This window comes from Acidovorax sp. 1608163 (assembly GCF_003669015.1).
Classification (GTDB): domain Bacteria; phylum Pseudomonadota; class Gammaproteobacteria; order Burkholderiales; family Burkholderiaceae_C; genus Acidovorax.
The window spans coordinates 725,530-744,173 of sequence record NZ_CP033069.1 but is presented as its reverse complement, the minus strand read 5'-3'; the positions used below and the strand labels follow the sequence as shown (position 1 = coordinate 744,173).

14 protein-coding genes and 2 pseudogenes are annotated in these 18,644 nt (G+C 61.6%); 8 read left to right on the top strand and 8 right to left on the bottom strand.

From position 1 onward, the window contains the following. Positions 1–229 precede the first annotated feature (229 nt). From EAG14_RS03335 to EAG14_RS03315, 6 genes and pseudogenes are all read left to right on the top strand, one after another. A pseudogene (locus tag EAG14_RS03335) lies at positions 230–1,857 on the top strand (peptide chain release factor 3). Further along, a complete protein-coding gene (locus tag EAG14_RS22635; RefSeq protein ID WP_162995898.1) occupies positions 1,752–3,803 on the top strand; it encodes a hypothetical protein in 2,052 nt (683 codons plus the stop codon). Before EAG14_RS03335 ends, EAG14_RS22635 begins: the two are co-directional and overlap by 106 nt. Further along, complete coding sequence (locus EAG14_RS03330) at positions 3,778–4,161, top strand: EamA family transporter (RefSeq protein WP_240456918.1); 384 nt, start codon at positions 3,778–3,780, stop codon at positions 4,159–4,161. Before EAG14_RS22635 ends, EAG14_RS03330 begins: the two co-directional genes overlap by 26 nt. Before the next feature lie 7 nt (positions 4,162–4,168). Further along, the gene (locus EAG14_RS03325; protein ID WP_121728056.1) at positions 4,169–5,143 is read left to right on the top strand and encodes a glycosyltransferase; all 975 of its coding nucleotides are present in this window, start codon (positions 4,169–4,171) and stop codon (positions 5,141–5,143) included. Next, complete coding sequence (locus EAG14_RS03320) at positions 5,140–6,984, top strand: hypothetical protein (RefSeq protein ID WP_121728055.1); 1,845 nt, start codon at positions 5,140–5,142, stop codon at positions 6,982–6,984. The genes EAG14_RS03325 and EAG14_RS03320 overlap by 4 nt, the downstream gene beginning before the upstream one ends. 44 nt (positions 6,985–7,028) lie before the next feature. Continuing rightward, entirely contained in the window at positions 7,029–7,859 is an 831-nt protein-coding gene (locus EAG14_RS03315; RefSeq protein WP_121730270.1) for an HAD-IIB family hydrolase, read from the top strand. Between the two features lie 240 nt (positions 7,860–8,099). Here EAG14_RS03315 and EAG14_RS03310 read toward each other — a convergent pair whose 3' ends face one another. The 5 genes from EAG14_RS03310 to EAG14_RS03285 form a co-directional block, all read right to left on the bottom strand. Then, on the bottom strand, positions 8,100–9,350 hold the full coding sequence (locus tag EAG14_RS03310) for an ROK family transcriptional regulator (protein WP_121728054.1): 1,251 nt from the start codon (positions 9,348–9,350) through the stop codon (positions 8,100–8,102). Positions 9,351–9,480: 130 nt separating this feature from the next. After that, positions 9,481–9,933: an RbsD/FucU family protein gene (locus EAG14_RS03300; RefSeq protein ID WP_121728052.1), complete on the bottom strand. Its 453-nt coding sequence runs from the start codon at positions 9,931–9,933 to the stop codon at positions 9,481–9,483. A 10-nt stretch (positions 9,934–9,943) separates the two neighbouring features. Further along, on the bottom strand, positions 9,944–10,750 hold the full coding sequence (locus EAG14_RS03295; RefSeq protein WP_121728051.1) for an ATP-binding cassette domain-containing protein: 807 nt from the start codon (positions 10,748–10,750) through the stop codon (positions 9,944–9,946). Between the two features lie 2 nt (positions 10,751–10,752). Further along, positions 10,753–11,712, bottom strand: coding sequence for an ABC transporter permease (locus EAG14_RS03290; protein ID WP_099742051.1), 960 nt, complete (start codon positions 11,710–11,712; stop codon positions 10,753–10,755). An 85-nt stretch (positions 11,713–11,797) separates the two neighbouring features. Further along, a complete protein-coding gene (locus EAG14_RS03285) occupies positions 11,798–12,805 on the bottom strand; it encodes a sugar ABC transporter substrate-binding protein (RefSeq protein ID WP_099656693.1) in 1,008 nt (335 codons plus the stop codon). 247 nt (positions 12,806–13,052) lie between these two features. Here EAG14_RS03285 and EAG14_RS03280 point away from each other — a divergent pair, with 247 nt between their 5' ends. Next, complete coding sequence (locus tag EAG14_RS03280; RefSeq protein WP_240456917.1) at positions 13,053–14,036, top strand: PfkB family carbohydrate kinase; 984 nt, start codon at positions 13,053–13,055, stop codon at positions 14,034–14,036. 150 nt (positions 14,037–14,186) lie between these two features. Here the strand turns inward: EAG14_RS03280 and EAG14_RS03275 are convergent, their stop codons facing one another. The 3 genes and pseudogenes from EAG14_RS03275 to EAG14_RS03260 form a co-directional block, all read right to left on the bottom strand. Further along, complete coding sequence (locus EAG14_RS03275; RefSeq protein WP_121728049.1) at positions 14,187–15,725, bottom strand: NYN domain-containing protein; 1,539 nt, start codon at positions 15,723–15,725, stop codon at positions 14,187–14,189. A gap of 70 nt (positions 15,726–15,795) precedes the next feature. Continuing rightward, the gene (locus tag EAG14_RS03270; protein WP_121728048.1) at positions 15,796–16,758 is read right to left on the bottom strand and encodes a tripartite tricarboxylate transporter substrate binding protein; all 963 of its coding nucleotides are present in this window, start codon (positions 16,756–16,758) and stop codon (positions 15,796–15,798) included. 269 nt (positions 16,759–17,027) lie between these two features. Next, positions 17,028–17,458 (bottom strand): annotated as a pseudogene (locus tag EAG14_RS03260) (Lrp/AsnC family transcriptional regulator). A gap of 127 nt (positions 17,459–17,585) precedes the next feature. On the opposite strand from EAG14_RS03260, the gene EAG14_RS03255 reads away from it, so the two are divergent. Next, positions 17,586–18,644: an ornithine cyclodeaminase gene (locus EAG14_RS03255; RefSeq protein WP_121728047.1), complete on the top strand. Its 1,059-nt coding sequence runs from the start codon at positions 17,586–17,588 to the stop codon at positions 18,642–18,644.

Below are 18,644 nucleotides of genomic sequence, written 5' to 3'. Positions count from 1 at the left end.
GGTAGGTAACGATCCGGACACGAATCGAAGAGACCACCAAGGTACGATTCAGCCTGCAGCGCCTGCGCAGACCTTGCACACCAGGTAACAACCTGCGCAGCCGCAGTTTCACGCATAGGTAAAATAATTGTTAACTGCGCTGTTCTTCAGCGCAACAACAGACCTTTGCAAAGTCTGATCTGGCAACGCTGCAACCTGCAGCGCTTGCCCTCCCATTCCAGGAACTTCCGTGTCCCACGCCCCAGAAACCCGGCGCCGCCGCACCTTTGCCATCATTTCCCACCCCGACGCGGGTAAAACGACGCTGACCGAAAAGCTGCTGCTGTTCTCGGGCGCCATCCAGATCGCCGGGGCCGTCAAAGGCCGCAAGGCCAGCCGCCACGCTACCTCCGACTGGATGGAAATCGAAAAGCAGCGCGGCATCTCGGTGGCCTCGTCGGTGATGCAGATGGCCTACCGCGACCATGTGGTCAACCTGCTCGACACCCCCGGCCACAAGGACTTCTCCGAAGACACCTACCGCGTGCTCACGGCGGTGGACTCGGCCCTGATGGTCATTGACGCCGCCAACGGCGTGGAAGCGCAGACCCGCCGTCTGATCGAGGTCTGCCGCCAACGCGACACGCCCATCATCACCTTCGTCAACAAGATGGACCGCGAAGTGCGCGATCCGCTGGACATCATGGACGAGGTCGAGCGCGAGCTGGGCATGCCCTGCTGCCCCATGACTTGGCCTGTGGGCCAGGGCAAGGCCTTCGGCGGCATCATCAACCTGCGCACCAAGACCATGACGGTGTTCGAGTCCGGCAGCGAGCGCCGCCCGCAGGACTTCGAGGCCATCCCTTTGTCCGATGAAACCACGCTGCGCGCACGCTTCGGTGCCGAATTTGATGCCGCGCTGGAGAGCATGGAACTGGCCGTGGGCGCATCGCCCGCGTGGGACCACGATGCCTTCCTCGCGGGCAAGCTGACCCCCGTGTTCTTCGGCTCCGGCGTGAACAACTTCGGGGTGATGGAAGTGCTGGACGCGCTGGTGGACATGGCCCCGCCCCCGGCCCCCGCGTGAGCACACTCGAAGTCAACAAGCAGCCGGTGGTCAAAACCATCCAGCCCGAAGACGAAGGCTTCTCCGGCGTGGTGTTTAAGGTGCAAGCCAACATGGACGCCAACCACCGCGACCGCATCGCCTTTGTGCGCGTGGCCTCGGGCAAGTACACCCCCGGCATGAAGCTCAAGGTACAGCGTACCGCCAAAGAACTGCGCCCCACCAGCGTGGTCACCTTCATGAGCCAGCGCCGCGAAGCGGTGGAAGAAGCCTACGCGGGCGACATCATCGGCTTCACCACGCACGGCGGCGTGCAGCTGGGCGACACCATCACCGATGGCGCCAACCTGCAGTTCACGGGCCTGCCCTTCTTCGCGCCGGAACTGTTCATGACCGTGATCCTCAAGAACCCCCTGCGCACCAAGCAATTGCAGCAAGGTCTGGCCCAACTGGGCGAAGAAGGCGCTATCCAGGTCTTCAAACCCGACGCAGGCGGCGCCATGCTCCTGGGCGCTGTAGGCCAACTGCAGTTTGAAGTGGTGCAACACCGCCTGAAAGCAGAGTACGACGCCGACGTGCGCCTGGAAGGCTGCCAATACACAGGCGCCCGCTGGATCACCGCAAACACCCCCGCCGAATTGCGCGAGTTTGAAAACGCCTACCCCCTGCGCATGGCCCACGACGCAGCCGACACGCTGGCGTATTTGTGCACCTCACCGTACGACGTGCGGCTGGCGCAGGAGCGGTTTCCGAAGATTCACTTTCATCCGCTGCGGGAGCATGCGGGGTTGGCGTTGCAGGCCAATTCATGAGTCCTTTTTTCCCCTACGCTCAATTCAGAGGTCGCAGCGCATGGCTGTGGCCCGCTCTGGCGGCAATCGCGGGCTGGATCAACATACACCATCGATTCAATCAGGTAGTGCACGCCGACGCTGAACAAACCTACCTGCCTGCGGCAAGACTGTTTTTGGAACAGGGTTGGTCATTCTTTCTGTCCCCCGCAAGCTATCGAGTGGTACCGCTCGCCTATCTTTGGCCTGCCCTTTGGGGCGCGGAGCCCTATTGGATTCGCTTGGCGAACGGTGGCTTGTGGCTAGGGTGCGTCTACTTTTTGTGGAACACCAGCCTCCTACTTGGCGGCTTGCGCGCTGGAATACTCGCGATGTTTCTTTGGGCTATTCACCCAGAGTTACCTCGATATTTCGCCACAGAATTGACCGAGCCTATTTTTCTCTTTGGTGTTTTTGGATGGATTTATTTTTCAGCAAAAATAATCATTCAAAAAAAAATCAATGCAACTACGATATGGCTTGCGGCATTGATGCTGACTATTACCCTGCTATCGCGGCCGGTATTGCAAATTATCGCCCCCATTTTGCTAATCACATGCTTAATACAAATGGGAACATCAAACATGCGCCAACCCCAAAAAATAGACAAAACCTCAAACGCATGTCGTGCGATGGCAATCAGCCTAGCGCTTTCACTAATTATCCCTGCCATATGGATTGTTAAAAATGGAATAATCTTTGGCCTTTGGGGACTGGGAACAGGGTCAGGCACAGGTCTTTACCTAGGCACCCACCCCCTATTCCAAGGAACAGAGCCACCGTTCCTTGGATTAAATTACGATGTAAATATCTTAGGAATTACAGCCTTAAATGAGGGTGATCACCTAAGCATTGCAGTGGATAGAATCGCAAAAAATGCGGCTCTATGGCAAATAAAGTCGATGTCTTTTTTTGAAGGTCTCTTATTTTTCGCTCGCAAAGCTTGGTGGTGGCTGATGCACCACCCCTCACAGGTAGATGCGTTTGGCAGTGCCCTGCGGAAGATGCGAATTTTTGAAATATTAACTGTTGGTACTTTTCTGCTGACAGCAATTCACAAAAAAATTCAAGAAAAAAAACACAGTGGCTCATTTTTTGCAAAAAGCCCCCCTTGGACAGCCACAGAAATTTTTTCAGCGGCTTTATTTTGTATATTTTTTCTTATGCTAGCTCAATTGCTACCTATTTTATACAATAGTCGGTATAGCTCAGCACTTCTAGACCCTTGGCTTATTCTTATAACTTCTTATGGATTCTCCAAAATCCTTGCATCGTTAAATTTTGAGAGCACATTCAAAAGCTATCAATGGAGAATAGGTTTCACAACAAATTCCGATGCGAAAATTTTTAAAGTTCTCTTAAAGATTGCACTCCTAATTTTCTCTACCCCCATCATTTTCAACGCAATCAAAAATAGAGAGCAAATAAAAATCGACCCAGACCATTTGGGGAAAAATATTTCACACTTAGAAATAAGCCTCAACAGTCAAACAAAAACATATGGACTGGTTTACAAAGAAAAAAATACGTGGGTCGTCACAGAATCCCCCGCTGCATTTCAGGTCCTAATAAATCAGGAATCCATAAATAAAATTACAGAATCAGCAGTTTTCAACGGCTTATGGAAAACAGAGCTGACCTTAACCCCCCCTCAAGGCGGCGCTTGTCGCAAAGCAGAGATTTCATACCAAACTGACGAAGGGAAAATCCTTCAACCCATTAATCGCAGACCATTACTTTTAGCGCTCTCCGGAAACGGTAAGACAGAGCAGCTTGTAACTCATGCAAACAATGAATTACGGCCGCATCAGCCAGGTAGTTTGCGAACTGTCTTGAACTGCCCTGTGGGCACAGTGCTCCAGTGGAAAAACACGCAGTTTCTAGAAAGTCGTCATCCATGGGATGCAACTTCCCACCTCGTACATTGATAGCAAACCAATGAATTCAATATTAATAGCATCCAGCCTGGCATGCGTAACATTTATTTCAATAGGTCAACTCTTATTCAAAAAGGCTGCTACGGCACTTCCACCGCACCCAAGCCTGATGGACTGGATGCTCAACAGCTGGCTGCTTGCTTCACTGGCACTTTATGCGATGACTACAATTGGGTGGGTTTGGATTCTCCGTAGTGCCCCATTACATTTAGCCTATCCATTCATGGGTTTAGCATTTATTATTGTGCCCACACTGGCTTGGATTTTCTTAGGGGAACCTCTTCATTGGCAAACATTGGCTGGAGGGCTACTTATTTTGGCAGGCGTAGCTTTAGCATCCACAAGCTGAGGATTCTATGAGAATTTCAGTCGCAATCCCGTGCTACAAAGTCACTCAACATGTTTTGGACGTTATTAATAGAATCGGCCCAGAAGTAGAAACCATTTACGCTGTGGACGATTTTTGTCCCGATGGCAGCGGCCAGTATATAAAACAACATAATCTAGACCAACGCGTACGGGTGCTGTTCAATCCAGAGAATCGGGGCGTTGGTGGGGCCATCGTCACCGCTTACAAAGCAGCCATCGCCGACGGCATGGACATCGTGGTAAAGATTGATGGCGACGGACAAATGAACCCCGCTCTTCTGCCCAAATTTGTCCGTCCATTGCTGCGCGGAGAAGCGGATTACACCAAGGGGAATCGGTTTTTCCGTCCTGAATCCGTTCAAAGCATGCCGCCTGTTCGGTTGTTCGGCAATGCGGTGCTGTCTTTCATGACCAAGCTCAGCTGCGGATACTGGAACATCATGGACCCCACCAACGGGTACACGGCGGCTCGTACCTGTGTGCTGGCAGAGCTGCCGCTGGACAAGTTGGAGAAGCGCTATTTCTTCGAAACAGACATGCTGTTTCGGCTCAACACGCTGCGCGCCGTTGTCAAAGACATCCCCATGGACTCTGTCTATGCCGACGAGGAGTCCAACCTCAAGATTGGCAAAGTGCTGCCGGAGTTTTTGAGAAAGCACGCGTCACGCTTGTGGCGCCGGTATGTGTACAACTACCTGGTAAGGGACTTCAATGTCGGCACGCTCTACAGCATCTTTGGAACATTGCTGGTGATCGTTGGCTCGGCATTTGGAGCTATGCACTGGCTCGATAGCGCGCTGTCCAACCACCCAGCAACCAGCGGCACGGTCATGTTGGCGGCGCTACCGATCCTGATTGGCATTCAGTGCCTGATTGCTTTCTTGCACTACGACGTGAGCAATCTCCCGACCGAACCCCTAAGCCTTTCGTTAGAGTCCCCCGCTAAGGGCGATACCCAATGACTCAGATACTGAACCTGCGATTTGCGACACTCGTATTTTTGATAGCCAACGGCATACCTGCGCATGCGCAGCAACCCATGCCAATCCAGCGCACCCCCATGGTTATCGCCCCCACGGTAGAGGGGATGTACCTGTGTGATGAGGCTGTCGCTGATGCAAGCGTGAAAGACATTGATGCAGCGTACGCCTATTGCAGCCAACGCAAGCGCAACGGCTCTGCCGCCATCTCGCGCCTGCTGGACACGCTGGAGCCCGGGGGAGCCAAGGGCAGCGTGCAAGTAGGTTACACAGCCACCTTGCAGTTGTTATCGATCTATCAGAAAACACCTCAAGGCTGGGCCATCGACAAAGCCAAGGTCGACCAATTCCTAAATGTCATTGCAGAAGTGAAACGCCCTGTGGTGGTGTACTTTTCTGCAGATCACTTTGACTCCGTGAGCCCGCTGGCGGACGCACTGCGCAAAGACCCGGTCAACCTCATGCAGTTGCGGGACGGCAAGCCTCTGGAACTTAACTACTTTGGCTATCGGATCATCCCGTACACGCTGTCCGCAGATGCGGCCATTCCAGTCAACCAGTACCGATTTGAAGCACTGGACTACCTAGCCAAGCGCATCAAGGCGTTGCCCAAGGCCGTACAAAGCCGCATTGTGGCCTACACCCTGGCAGGGGAGCTGCATCACATGTTTCCCAACTTTGAAGGAGGCATGGGAAGCTACCAAGACATCCAGGTAACGGATTACAGCAGCAGCTCAGTCGCGGGCTTTCGTCAGTGGCTGCGAAACAAGTACAAGGGCATTGAACAATTCAACGCCCGCAACGGGTTCTCTTACGCCTCATTTGATGTTGTGCCTGCCCCCTCGAAAGACATTCGCAAAGAAAAGCTGACGTCATTCGGCGAACACTACGATGCCCATGCAGACGGCACGCTGCCTATTGCGGGATGGCTATGGGATCCCAACAAAACAATCGAGCAACTGGATTTGTACGTCAATGGGCAACGGGTAGGCCCCGTTGAGCGCGGGATGAACCGGCTGGACGTATACAGAGCCGAAGAATCCATCACCACACCCAACACGGGCTACCGCATTGACTACGACTACAGTGCGCTGCCCCCAGGCCGGTACACGGCCCAGGTGATAGCGCAATCGCGGGGGGCGCAATACAAAGTGGGCGAGGTGGAGTTTGCCGTGGTGGCCCGAGATCAAGGGCCGGTGAAGCCCGTGCGATTCACGGCCATCAAAGATGTTCAGAATTCCAAAAAACTGCCTGGCGTACGGACCTGGCTCGATATGCCACGCGGCTTGCAGGACGTGTACTACAACCCCTTGGCCCGCGACTGGAATCTGTACCGAGAGTCACAGGTATATGGTTTTTTGAATGTTTTTTATGACCGCGCCCTGCGTGCTGGCCTGCCTGCAGAAAAGCTGTACTCACACCAGATCGTTCCCCGCGTCAATTCTTCCTGGAATCCCCAGCTTTTCGCGGCCGATCAAACTCTGAACGGCAGCGCACCCTGGAAGCAAGGTTTGAACATGTACGGTGGTGCCACCGACAGTGCATGGGTGCGGGAGTTTGTTGCGCAGCGCAAAATCACCGACTACGGGGTTCCAGAGTTCAACCCACAGCAGTGGAAACTCAGTGGCACGCATGTGGCTGCGATGCAGTCGCACTACAACGGTGGCGCAAGATTCATCAGCCCGTACTACTTCTCCGTGATCCCCGACCGCTTCAAGGGAGGGGCTGAGCATGGCGTGAACCGGATGGAACTACGGTCTGACAACCCCAAAGACGGCTCCGATCATTTTTACCGCGCCATCATCGAATTCGCCAAGCAATGACAACTGCTGAGGCGACAACGGAGGGCATTGCCGTGCATTCGCCCATTCCTCCCCTTGCTAGCTGGCTCGGCAAGCCATATCCCCCTTTGTGCGGGGTGTTCACCGACATCGACGACACCCTCACCACCGATGGCGCCATCACCCCAGATGCCCTGCAAGCGCTGGCGGATCTCAAAGCTGCTGGATTGAGTGTGGTGGCCATCACCGGCCGCCCAGTGGGTTGGAGTGAGCCGTTTGCGGCACAGTGGCCCGTGGATGCCATCGTGGCGGAGAACGGGGCTGTTGCACTGCGGCGGGCGGCAGAATATTTGAATGAAATCGGCCTCCATCGCTTATCAAATAAGCGCTGGCAGCTATCAAAATCATATCAACAGGCTCCAGCCATTCGGCAGCAAAACTATGCGCGCATGCAGCAGGTGCTGGCGCAGATCGAAAGCGAAGTGCCGGGGGCACGCCGCGCCACGGACTCGGCGGGGCGGGAGACGGACATCGCGATTGACCACAGCGAGTTCACGCACCTGCCCCAGGATGCCATCGACCATGCTGTGCGCCTCATGCGTGCGGCGGGCATGAACGCCACGGTGAGCAGCATCCACATCAATGGCTGGTTTGGCGATCACAACAAGCTCGAAGGTGCACGCTGGATCGTGCGCGAGCTGTGGGAGCGGGAGTTGGATGCGGAGATGGACCGCTGGGTGTATGTGGGTGATTCGACCAATGACCAGCTGATGTTCCAGCACTTTGAGCACAGCGTGGGCGTGGCCAACGTAGCGCGGTTTGTGCCGCAGCTGCAGCACCTGCCGCGCTATGTGACGCAGGGCGAGCGCGGCGCAGGGTTTGCCGAAGTGGCGCGGGCCATCCTGGCAAACCGTTGATCAGCGCCCCTCGCAGCAGATGAGGGACATGCACCTCATGCCCAAAAAGCCGTATCGCCCGCCAATCAAGCGCAAGCAGCTATTGATTCAATAGCAAACTAGCACTATTACTCCGGCCTGGGCCTACTTGCACCGCTCACTGAGCGCAGAGTCCAAGGCCGCGCTGGGTTTCGACAGGCTCAACCCGAACGGATATTTCAAGTTCACAGAGGTCGAGTCCATGATCGTGCTGCGTGGGCATCACGCCTTGAGAAAAATCTCATGGTCTGGCGCAAAGCAGGCGTGCAATGGCAGCAGTGCACCGCCCAGGGCACGGGCGTCTGAGCCGATGCTGCCCAGTTCCAGCCGAGGCGGCTGGTGCAGGCCTTCCCAGTTGTAGTCGGCCAGCGCCTGGCGCACGCCTTCGCACAGGGCTTGCAGCAGCTCGGGGGCGGCGGCGCCATCGAGCACCACGGCATCGAGGTCCAGAAAGGCCGCGCCCGACACCACGCAATGCGCCAGCGCCCGCGCGGCGTGGGCGATCCAGGCACGGCTGTGCTCCAGCCACGGGGCCTGCAGCACGCGCTTGTCGTAGGCGGCCATGGGGTCCAGGCCATGCTCGCGAAAGCGCTGCTCCAACTCCCACAGCGAGGCCTGGCTGATGAGCTGCGCGGGGGCCTGGCCCGGTTGCGCGGGGGCCAGCGGCAGCGAAGCCACGGCGCCTGCGTTGCCATGCAGGCCGCGATGCAGGTGCGAGTTGATGACCAGCCCGCCGCCCACAAAGGTGTCCATGAACAGGTACAGAAAGCTCGGGATGTCGCGCCCGCGCCCCTGCAACAGCTCGGCCACGCAGGCGGCCGAGGTGTCCTTGGCAAAGCTCACGGGCAGCTCGGTCATCTGCTGCACCTGCTCGGCCAGGTCGATGTTGTTCCAGGCCTCGGATTGCGCCTCGGTGAGCCCCAGCATGCGGTGCCAGCCGCCGAGCTGGAACGGCGCAGCCACGCCTACGCCCACCACGCGCGAGCGCAGCGGGCCCAGGCCGTCGAGCAACTGGTTCAGGTGCGTGCGGATGGCGGGCAGCAGCACGTCGATGTCGGGGAAGGCGTAGTCGAGCACCACGCGCTCACGCACATGGCCGGTGAAGTCCACCAGCAGCCAGTCGGCACTGCGCCGGCCGATCTTGATACCGATGGCAAAGGCGCCGTCCGGGTTCAGTCCGATGGGCACCGAGGGCTGACCCACACGGCCACGCACGGGGGCTTCGCGGCGCAGCAGTTGGTCCTCGTCCAGCCGGGCGGTGATCAGGCCGATGGTTTGTGCGGTGAGGCCTGTGACGCGCGCCATCTCGGCCTTGGCCAGGCTGCCGTGCGTGCGCAGGGCCTGTAGCACCACGCGCTCGTTGAATTGGCGCAGCCCCACGTGGTTGGATCCGCGCTGGCGCAGCAGTGCCGGGCCGTTGCTGGCAGGTTCGCCCAGGTCTGCGGGGGGCGGGGATGGGTCAGTTTCCAGCATGGTGGGCGGGAGGTTCATACCAAGTGGCCTTCGAAAATACAAAACCGTTCACGCTGAGCCTGTCGAAGCGCCGCGCAGGGCTTCGACAGGCTCAGCCCGAACGGGTCCCGGTGATTGAACGCGAGCTTGATCAATCCCGCAGAGTTTCGCCGATGACGCCCTTGCGCAGCAGGAAGTTGCCCCAGGGCTGCAGCTCGCCCGTCACCACGATGGCGTAGGCCTTCTTCACACGTTCGTAGAAGGCAAAGCGCTCCACACCCTCGGCCTGCTCGCTGCGCACACCCTCGCGTGCCAGCACATCCATGGTTTCGCGCTGCAGGGCCGATCGGTACGGCACCTCAGTGCCGCCCACCTGCATGTAGGCCACGGGGTGCGACACATCCTGCGCCAGGGGCAGCACACTGGCCACGGCCTGCACAGCGCGCGCCATGCCAATGCCGGGCAGGCGCAGCACGGGCTTGCCCACGCCCAGGCTCATGGCGGTGAAGTTGGCGTCGGCCAGCACGATGGCGTCGTCATGGCCCATCTCGGCCAGCACCTTGAGCAGGTCGGGGGTCAGCAGGGGGTCGATGTTTTTGAGCATGGCAACGTAGTCAGGCGAGGCAGTCGGCGGGCAGGTCGGATGCAGCCATGGCCCCGGTCATCACGGCCACGGTGTCGCTCATGCTGATCTTTTTGGGGTTGACCACGGCCGCGCGCTTGCCCAGGCGGGCGATGTGGATCCGGTCGGCAATCTCGAACACATGGGGCATGTTGTGGCTGATGAGGATGACGGGCAGACCCTTGTCGCGCACACGGCGGATCAGCTCCAGCACCATGTTGCCCTCCTTCACGCCGAGGGCAGCGGTGGGCTCGTCCATGATGACGACGTGGCGAGCAAAGGCAGCCGCCCGCGCCACGGCCACGCACTGGCGCTGGCCGCCCGACAATGTTTCGACCGCCTGCGTCATCGAGCGAATGCCCACCTTCAACTCGGCCATACGGGCCACGCTTTCTTCCAACATCTTCTTCTTGTCGAGCATGCGCAGCACGCTGCCCAGCAAGCCGGGGCGCAGCAGCTCGCGGCCCAAGAAGAGGTTCTCGGCGATCGTCATGGCGGGGGCCACGGCCAGGTCCTGGTACACGGTTTCGATGCCCGCCTTGCGCGCATCGATGGGGCTTTTGAATTGGATGCGCTGGCCGTCGAGCAAGATCTCACCCTCATCGGGCACGGTGGCACCCGATAGCGCCTTGATCAGGCTCGATTTGCCCGCGCCGTTGTCGCCAATCACGGCCAGGATCTCGCCCGCGCGCAGCTCAAAGTCAGCGCCGTCGAGCGCGGTGACCTGCCCGTAGCGCTTGACCAGGCCCTTGGCCTGCATGACCAGCGGGGTGTTCGCTGTATGTGTGGAGGCGGTCATGATCAACGCACTCCTTTGCGCGAGAGTTGGTCGGTGGCCACGGCCAGGATCACGAGGATGCCGGTGACGAGGATTTGGTACACGGACGACACGCCCATCAACGTGAGCCCGTTGCGGAACACGCCCACGATGAGCGCGCCCACCAGCGTGCCCAGGATGACGCCGCGCCCGCCAAACAGGCTGGTGCCGCCCAGCACCACGGCGCTGATGGCGTCCAGGTTTTCCGTCTGCCCAGCATTGGGGTCGCCCGCGCCGGTGCGCGCCACGGACAACAGCGCGGCAACGCCATAGAACACCCCGGCCAGCATGTACACGCCCAGCAGCACCTTGTCGGTGGCAATGCCGGTGAGGCGCGTGGCCTCGGGGTTATTGCCCACCGCATACACGTGGCGGCCGGGCGCCGTGTTGCGCAGGAAGAACCACATGGACACGTACAGCGCCAGCATCAGCACCGCCCCCCACACCACGGCGGTACCGCCCAGCTGGAAGGTGTTGCCCAGGAAGGTCATGCCTTCTGGAATCTCGGTGATGGTCTGCGCGCCCGAATACAGCTGCGTGGCGGCAAAGGCGATGTTGAGCGTGCCCAGCGTGACGATGAACGGGGGCAACTTGACTTTGGTGACCAGCAGGCCGTTGACCATGCCGAACAGCGTGGTCACCGCCATACCGCAGGCAATGGCCACGGGGGCAGAGAGGCCGTAGTCCGACGCCACCTTGGTCATGACCACACCGCCCAGCGCCATCACCATGCCGCACGACAAATCAATGCCTGCCGTGAGGATGACCAGCGTTTGCCCGATGGCGATCACGCCCACCACCATCACCTGCTGCAGGATGAGCGCGAAGTTCTGGCCGGTCAGAAACCGGTCGCTCTGCAGCGCAAAGAAGCCGCAGGCCAGCAGCAGCGCAATGAAAGGCCCGAGCGTGGCCAGCGGCGGGAGCTTGGAGGCAGTGGTGTTCATGGCTTGGAAGGAGGTCGGTCAGTCAGCGCGCCGGGCGCCGGGCATCGGCCCGGAGCAACGCGGTCAGCAGCGAGGAGCCAAAGGCTTACTTCGCGCCCCAGCACAGATCGGTGCCCGTCTTCACATCCTTGCTGTCCACACCGGGCAGGGGCTTGGCAGAGATCAGCGTCACGCCGGTGTCTGTGTAGCCGCTCACCTTCTTGCCAGACTGGGCGTATTCCACGCCCGCAGCCACCCCCAAGGCGGCCATGCGCAGCGGGTATTGCTGGCTGGTCGCTGCGATCACGCCCCGGCCCACATCGGCAATCCCGGCGCAGCCGCCGTCCACCGACACGATGAGGGCGCTTTTGTCTTTGCCTGCCGCCTTGAGGGCGTTGTAGGCACCGGCTGCTGCGGGCTCGTTGATGGTGTAGACGAGGTTGATGTCGGGGTTCTTCTGCAGGCAGTTCTCCATGGCGGTCTGGCCCTTGGCGCGGTCGCCAAAGCTGTCGGCCATGCAAGCCACCTCGGCAGGGCGGGAGAGTTCGTTGCTCTTGGCATCGTTGGCCTGCAGGCCAAAGCCCTTCAAAAAGCCGTTGTGCCGCTGTGCGCCCACGGGGTGGCCGGGGTGCAGGTCCAGCATGGCAATCACAGGCTTCTTGCCCGCCAGCGCGGCCTTGGCGTACTGGCCGATCAGCTCACCGGCCTTGTAGTTGTCGGTGGCGAACAGCGCATCGGTCGCGTCGGCCGGGTCAGTGGGGCTGTCCAACGCAATCACCATCACGCCCTTGGCCTGTGCCTTCTTGATGGCGGGGACGATGGCCTTCGCGTCGCTGGGGGTGATGAGGATGGTCTTGGCACCTGCGGCCATCAGGTTTTCCATGGCCGTGACCTGGCCTGCGTTGTCGCCATCGGTCTTGCCTGCGGCAGACACCACCTTGGCGCCCAGCTTCTTGGCTTCGGCCGTGGCGCCCTCTTTCATCTTCACAAAGAAAGGGTTGGTCTCGGTCTTGGTGATCAGGCCGATCACGGGCTCGGCCGCCTGGGCCAGGCCACAGGCCATAGCGCCCGACAGAGCGATGGCAGAAAGTACAAAAGCGGGGGCACGTTGCATCACGGTTGTCTCCTGTGAATAGGCTGCAAACACCCGGTGGCGCGTCAGCTGCGGCCCCTCGGGTCAACCACCCTTGCCGGGTGGATGGGATCGAACTATAGTGCGCCACAACTTAATAAATCAAGTGGATTTACTTATGGTTTTCCCTAGCCAAACAGTGGCCCACGCCACAGGCCCAACCCCCCAGCCCAGCGCTGCAGCCACCCCATCACAAGGTCTGACATCGTCGCCCCCCAGGCCGTCCCCCTTGCTGGTAGCCACGGCGGGCGAAGCACTGTTTGACCTGATCGAAGAACCCGACGGCCGCCTGCGCCCCTGCGCTGGCGGCGCGGTGTACAACCTGACGCGGGCGCTGGGCTTGCAAGGGGTGGGCACGCTGTACCTGAACCCGCTGTCGGGCGACCTGCTGGGCCGGCAGCTGGCCCAGGGGCTGCAAACGGCGCAGGTCACGCTGGCGGCCCCCACCCCCGTGCGCGAGCCCAGCGCGCTGGCCCTGGCTGCGCTGGATGCGCAAGGCAAGGCCAGCTATAGCTTTTACCGCGACGGCGTGGCCGACCGGGCCGTGACAGCCGAGGCCCTGAACGCCGCTTGCGCCGCACACCCTGGCCTGCAAGTGGTGGCCACGGGGTGCCTGGCCCTGGTGGCCCAGGATGCCGCTGTCTACCAGCCCTGGCTGGCCACCCAGCGTGCTGCGGGGCGCATGGTGGTGGTCGATGCCAACCTGCGCCTGTCGGCCGTGGACGATGCCCCCGCCTACCGCGCCAACGTGATGGCCGCGCTGCAGCAAGCCCACCTCATCAAGGTGAGCGACGACGATCTGGAGGCCCTGGGCACGCCGGGCGCCAACGCGCTGGAGCGCGCCCACCACCTGCTGCAGCACACGCCAGCGCAGTGGCTGGCGCTGACACTGGGGCCCGACGGTGCCTGGTTGTTGCAAAGGGATGGCCTGGCAGAGCACGCCCGCGAGGCCGCGCCGCTGGCGGTGGTGGACACCGTGGGCGCGGGCGATTGCTTTTTGGCGGGGCTGATCACCGCCCTGCTGGCGGGCCCCGAGCGCGGCCAGGAAGCCTTGGCCCTGCGCCCCGGCGGGCTCACCGCGCCCCAGGACGCAGCACGCCTGCGCAGCACGCTGCAGCACGCCCTGGCCAGCGCCAGCCACTGTGTGGAACGGGCGGGCTGCACGCCCCCGAGTTACGACGAAGTGCGCGCACGGTGGGCCGTGCGGGGCTGACAGCCCATCCGCACAACACCGCAGCGCTGCCCGATTGAGAGCGGCTCACAAAACTCCCCTGGCGTCGTTGTCTCACCTTGTCGTACCGCTTGTACTGCCTGCGGCGAAACGCCTAGCCAGGGCCGCTTCGCTTAGTTTTGTTCGCCGCTCTTACCCTGCCGACTTGTCCGCAGGCTTGCGCGCCCGGCTGCGCGTGCGCGCTGGCGCTTTGGCAGGGGCTTGGGCCTGTGCCTCGGCAGGCGATGGGGCCTCAGCGGCAATGGGCAGGGCGGGCTGGGCAGCCCCTGCGCTCTTTGCACTGCGCGCGCGCGGGGCTGCCGCCCTGCTGCCCGCTGCTGCGCTCTTGCCGGTACTGCTGCGCCCCTGGGCCCGAGGGCGGCTGGCCGCGGGCGCGGCCTCATTGGCTTCATCGCCTGGGCCTGTCACCGCAGCCTTCTGCGCTGTGGTCTGCTCCTCCGCCGTGGTCTCAGCGTGGGCCACCACATCGGTGGGCGGCACGGTCGACTCCGCAGCGACAGGCACTGCAGGCGTCGAGAAATAGCGGCTCACCGGACGGTCCATCGGGGGCTCTGCCACAGGCTGATGCGATGCGGCGTGCATGCCTTCATCGCTCTCCGCCAAGGCCTCTGAAACTGCCTCTGCACGGCCCTGCGCCTCGCCACGGCGACCACGCGACCGGCCTGCGGTGCTAGGGGCATCACCGCCTCCCGCTGGCCGCTCTGGCGCGACTGCCACCGCATGAAAGTCATGCCGCGCAGGGACGCTGTGGTCCGCGCGTTCTGCCGCCGCATCTGGCTGCGCGGTCTGTCGCGGGTCCTGCCGCAAGTCCTGCCTCACGGAGGTGCCCCCTCCCGCGCCTTGGCCCAGGCTGCGAAACACATAGGCACCCGATTTTTCATCGCGGCCAAACTCCAGCAGGCCCCGTGCCTGGGCTTCTTCCAGCAGGTTGCCAAAGGTGCGAAAGCCGTAGCGGCCTTCGCTGAAATCGGGCTTGCGGCGCTTGATGGCCTCCTTGAGCACCGACGCCCAGATCTTGCCGGTGTCGCCGCGCTCGGACAGCAGGGCTTCAAACGTTTCGGCCGCCAACTCCACGCCCTGGGTGCGGCGCGCGTCCTGGCTTTCCTTTCGGCTGCGTTCCTCCTCAGGGCTGCGACGGGGCGCAGGTGGCGGGTTGCTGCCGGGGTTCTGGCGACGGGCCTGGGCGCGCTGGTTTTCGCGCACCAGGTCGTCGTAGAAGATGAATTCGTCGCAGTTGGCGATCAGCAGGTCGGACGTGGACTGCTTCACGCCCACGCCGATCACCTGCTTGTTGTTCTCGCGCAGCTTGGACACGAGCGGCGAAAAATCCGAGTCGCCACTGATGATGACGAAGGTGTTGACGTGCGACTTGGTGTAGCAGAGGTCCAGCGCGTCCACCACCAGGCGGATGTCGGCCGAGTTTTTGCCCGACTGGCGCACATGGGGGATCTCGATCAGCTCGAAATTCGCCTCGTGCATGGTGGCCTTGAAGCCCTTGTAGCGCTCCCAGTCGCAATAGGCCTTCTTGACCACGATGGAGCCCTTGAGCAGCAGGCGCTCCAGGATGGGCTTGATGTCGAACTTTTCGTACTGCGCATCGCGCACACCCAGGGCGACGTTTTCAAAGTCGCAGAACAGGGCCATGCTGATGCTGTCGGAGGGGGATGCCATATCGTGTGTATTCCGTTCAATGCTGCAGATCATCACACGGAACGCATTGCACCCTCCGAAGGGCCTGGCCTCAGGTGGGTTTGGCCAAGCCCAATTTCTCTACCAGCGCCTTCTCGCGCGCGAACGTGTCCTGCGCAAACTTCTTGTAGGCCGATGTGCTCATGTACATGGGCACCATGTCGTAGCGGGCCAGCGCCGTCTTGTAGCTGTCCTGCTCCATCGCCTGCTTGAAGGCATCGTGCAGGCGCTTGACCACCGCCTCGGGCGTGCCCTTGGGCGCGCCAATGCCAAAGGGCGAGTTCTGCACCAGGTCGAGCCCCAGCTCCTTGAGCGTGGGTGCGTCAGGAAACTTGGCCAGGCGCTCGGCGCCCCAGGTGTTGAGCACGCGCAGTTTGCCGGCCTCCACCTGCGGCGCAAAGCCGGTGGAGTCGGCCGCCGCCATGATCTGCCCGCCCAGGATGGACTGCATCAGGTCGGCGCTGCCCTTGTAGGGCACGTGCAGCAACTCCAGGCCCAGCTGCTGGGCGATGAGTTCCATCGTCAGGTGCGGGCTGGTCATGGTGCCGGTGGACCCGTAGCTCAGCTTGCCGGGGTTGGCCTTGGCCCAGGCCACAAAGTGCGTCCAGGTCTTGAGCGGGGAATCGGCTGGCACCACCAGGCCGAAGGCGTAGCCGGTGACATTGAGCACGTAGCTGATGTCCTTGACCGGGTCCCAGTTGATCTTGGTGGTGTAGGGCAGGCGGAACACGCCCAGAGGAATCTGCGCCACGGTGTAGCCATCGGCCGCCGCGCCCTGCAGCGCCTGCGCGGGCAGCGTGCCACCGGCGCCGGGCTTGTTCTCCACGATCACGGGCTGGCCCAGGATCTTGCTGGCGTTGTCGGCCAGCGAACGCATGGTGATGTCGGTGGGGCCACCCGCCGGGAAGGCGATCACGAGCTTGATGGGCTTGCTTGGAAAGCTCTGGGCCTGCGCCAAAAATGCCGGGGCGGCGAGGCTGGCGCCCCCCCATTGGAGGATCTGGCGACGTTGCATGGCGGAGCTCCTGAACAAGCAAAACAAAGACTGCGCCATTGGACTGCAGACACGGGCGCAAGGGCATGCGGAAACCCCCTAGGCGCTGTCGCGAATGTGGCACAACCCCCTGAGTCGCTTCGCGCCTTCCCCCTTCTCTCGAATTGCTACGCAATTCGGGATGGGGGACACCGCCAGCGCGGCGGGGCGGCCCTTGCGCGGTGGTCGCCTACCTGCACCGCGCCAGTTTCACGCCCCGTGGGCTTAGCTTGCTTTGCCCATCTTGAGCCTCACGCCTTGTAGGTGGACAGCAGGATGCTGGTTTCGGTATTGGCAATGCCCGGGGTCAGGCGGATGCGCCCCAGCGCGGCATCGAACGCCTCCAGGCTTTCAGAGCGCACCTCGGCCACGATGTCCCAGCGCCCGTTGGTGGTGTGCAAGGTGCCCACGGCAGGCTCACCGCGCAGGGCATGGATGACCTCGGGTGCGGCATTGCCTTCGACGGCGATGCTCATCCACGCCCGGATGCGTTGGGGCTCGGACTCCGGGCGCAGCCGCACCGTGTACCCGGTGATGACGCCACTGTCCTCCAGCTTGCGAAGGCGGTTCTGCACGGTGCCCGGGCAATGCGCAGCTTTTGCGCGAGGACCGCCACCGGGGTGCGGGCATCGGCCCGCAGGATGCTCAGGATCTCGCGGTCGGTGTCATCGATTTTGAACATTTAGCCACCTCGATCAGACAAAACGCCAATTTACAGGACTATTTGAGCAGCTTGTGGGCTGTTCGCTGGCGCATGCCCTCCGGAAAATTCCCCTCAGCACACCACAACGCTGAATTGGAGACACCCCATGACCCGCCTGATCGACCTGCCCACCCTCGCCCAGTTGGTCCACGACATCACCCCCGCCCGCTTCATGACCGAGCTGGCAGAGCACCTGCAAAGCGACTACCTGCGCTGGCCCGACTTTGACAAAACCGCCCGCGTGGCCAGCCACAGCGCGGGCGGTGTGATCGAGCTGATGCCCGTGGCCGACAGTACCTTCTACAGCTTCAAGTACGTCAACGGCCACCCAGGCAACCCCCACAACCCAGCGGGCGGCCTGCCCACGGTGATGGCCTTCGGGGTGCTGTCCGAGGTGGCAACAGGCTACCCGCTGCTGGTGTCCGAGCTGACGCTGACCACCGCGCTGCGCACGGCCGCCACCTCGGCCATGGCGGCACGCGCCCTGGCCCGCCCCGGTGCGCGCCGCATGGCCCTCATCGGCAACGGCGCGCAAAGCGAATTCCAGGCCCTGGCGTTCCATGCGCTGCTGGGTGTGGACGAGCTGAGGGTGTTCGACATTGACCCCGCCGCCACGGCCAAGCTGCAGCGCAACCTGGCCACCGTGCCCGGCCTGCGCGTGGTGCCAGCCGCCTCGGTGGCCGAGGCGGTGCGGGGTGCCGACATCGTCACCACCATTACCGCAGACAAGGCCAACGCCACCATCCTCACGCCCGAGATGATCGAGCCCGGCATGCACCTGAACGCCGTGGGCGGCGACTGCCCTGGCAAGACCGAGCTGCACGCCGATGTGCTGCGCGGCGCCCGCATCTTTGTGGAATACGAGCCGCAAACCCGCATCGAAGGCGACATCCAGCAGCTGCCCGCCGACCACCCGGTGACGGAGCTGTGGCGCGTGCTCAGCGGCCAAGCGGCAGGACGACAATCGGCACAGGAGGTGACGGTGTTTGACTCCGTGGGCTTTGCGCTGGAGGACTACTCGGCCCTGCGTTACGTGCACCAGCTGGCCACCGCCCGCCACCTGGGCACTGAGGTCGAGCTGGTTCCCACCGATGGCGACCCCAAAGACCTGTTTGGCCGCACCCGTGGCGACCGCCAGCGCATGGCCCTGCGCCGCGTGGCGTAA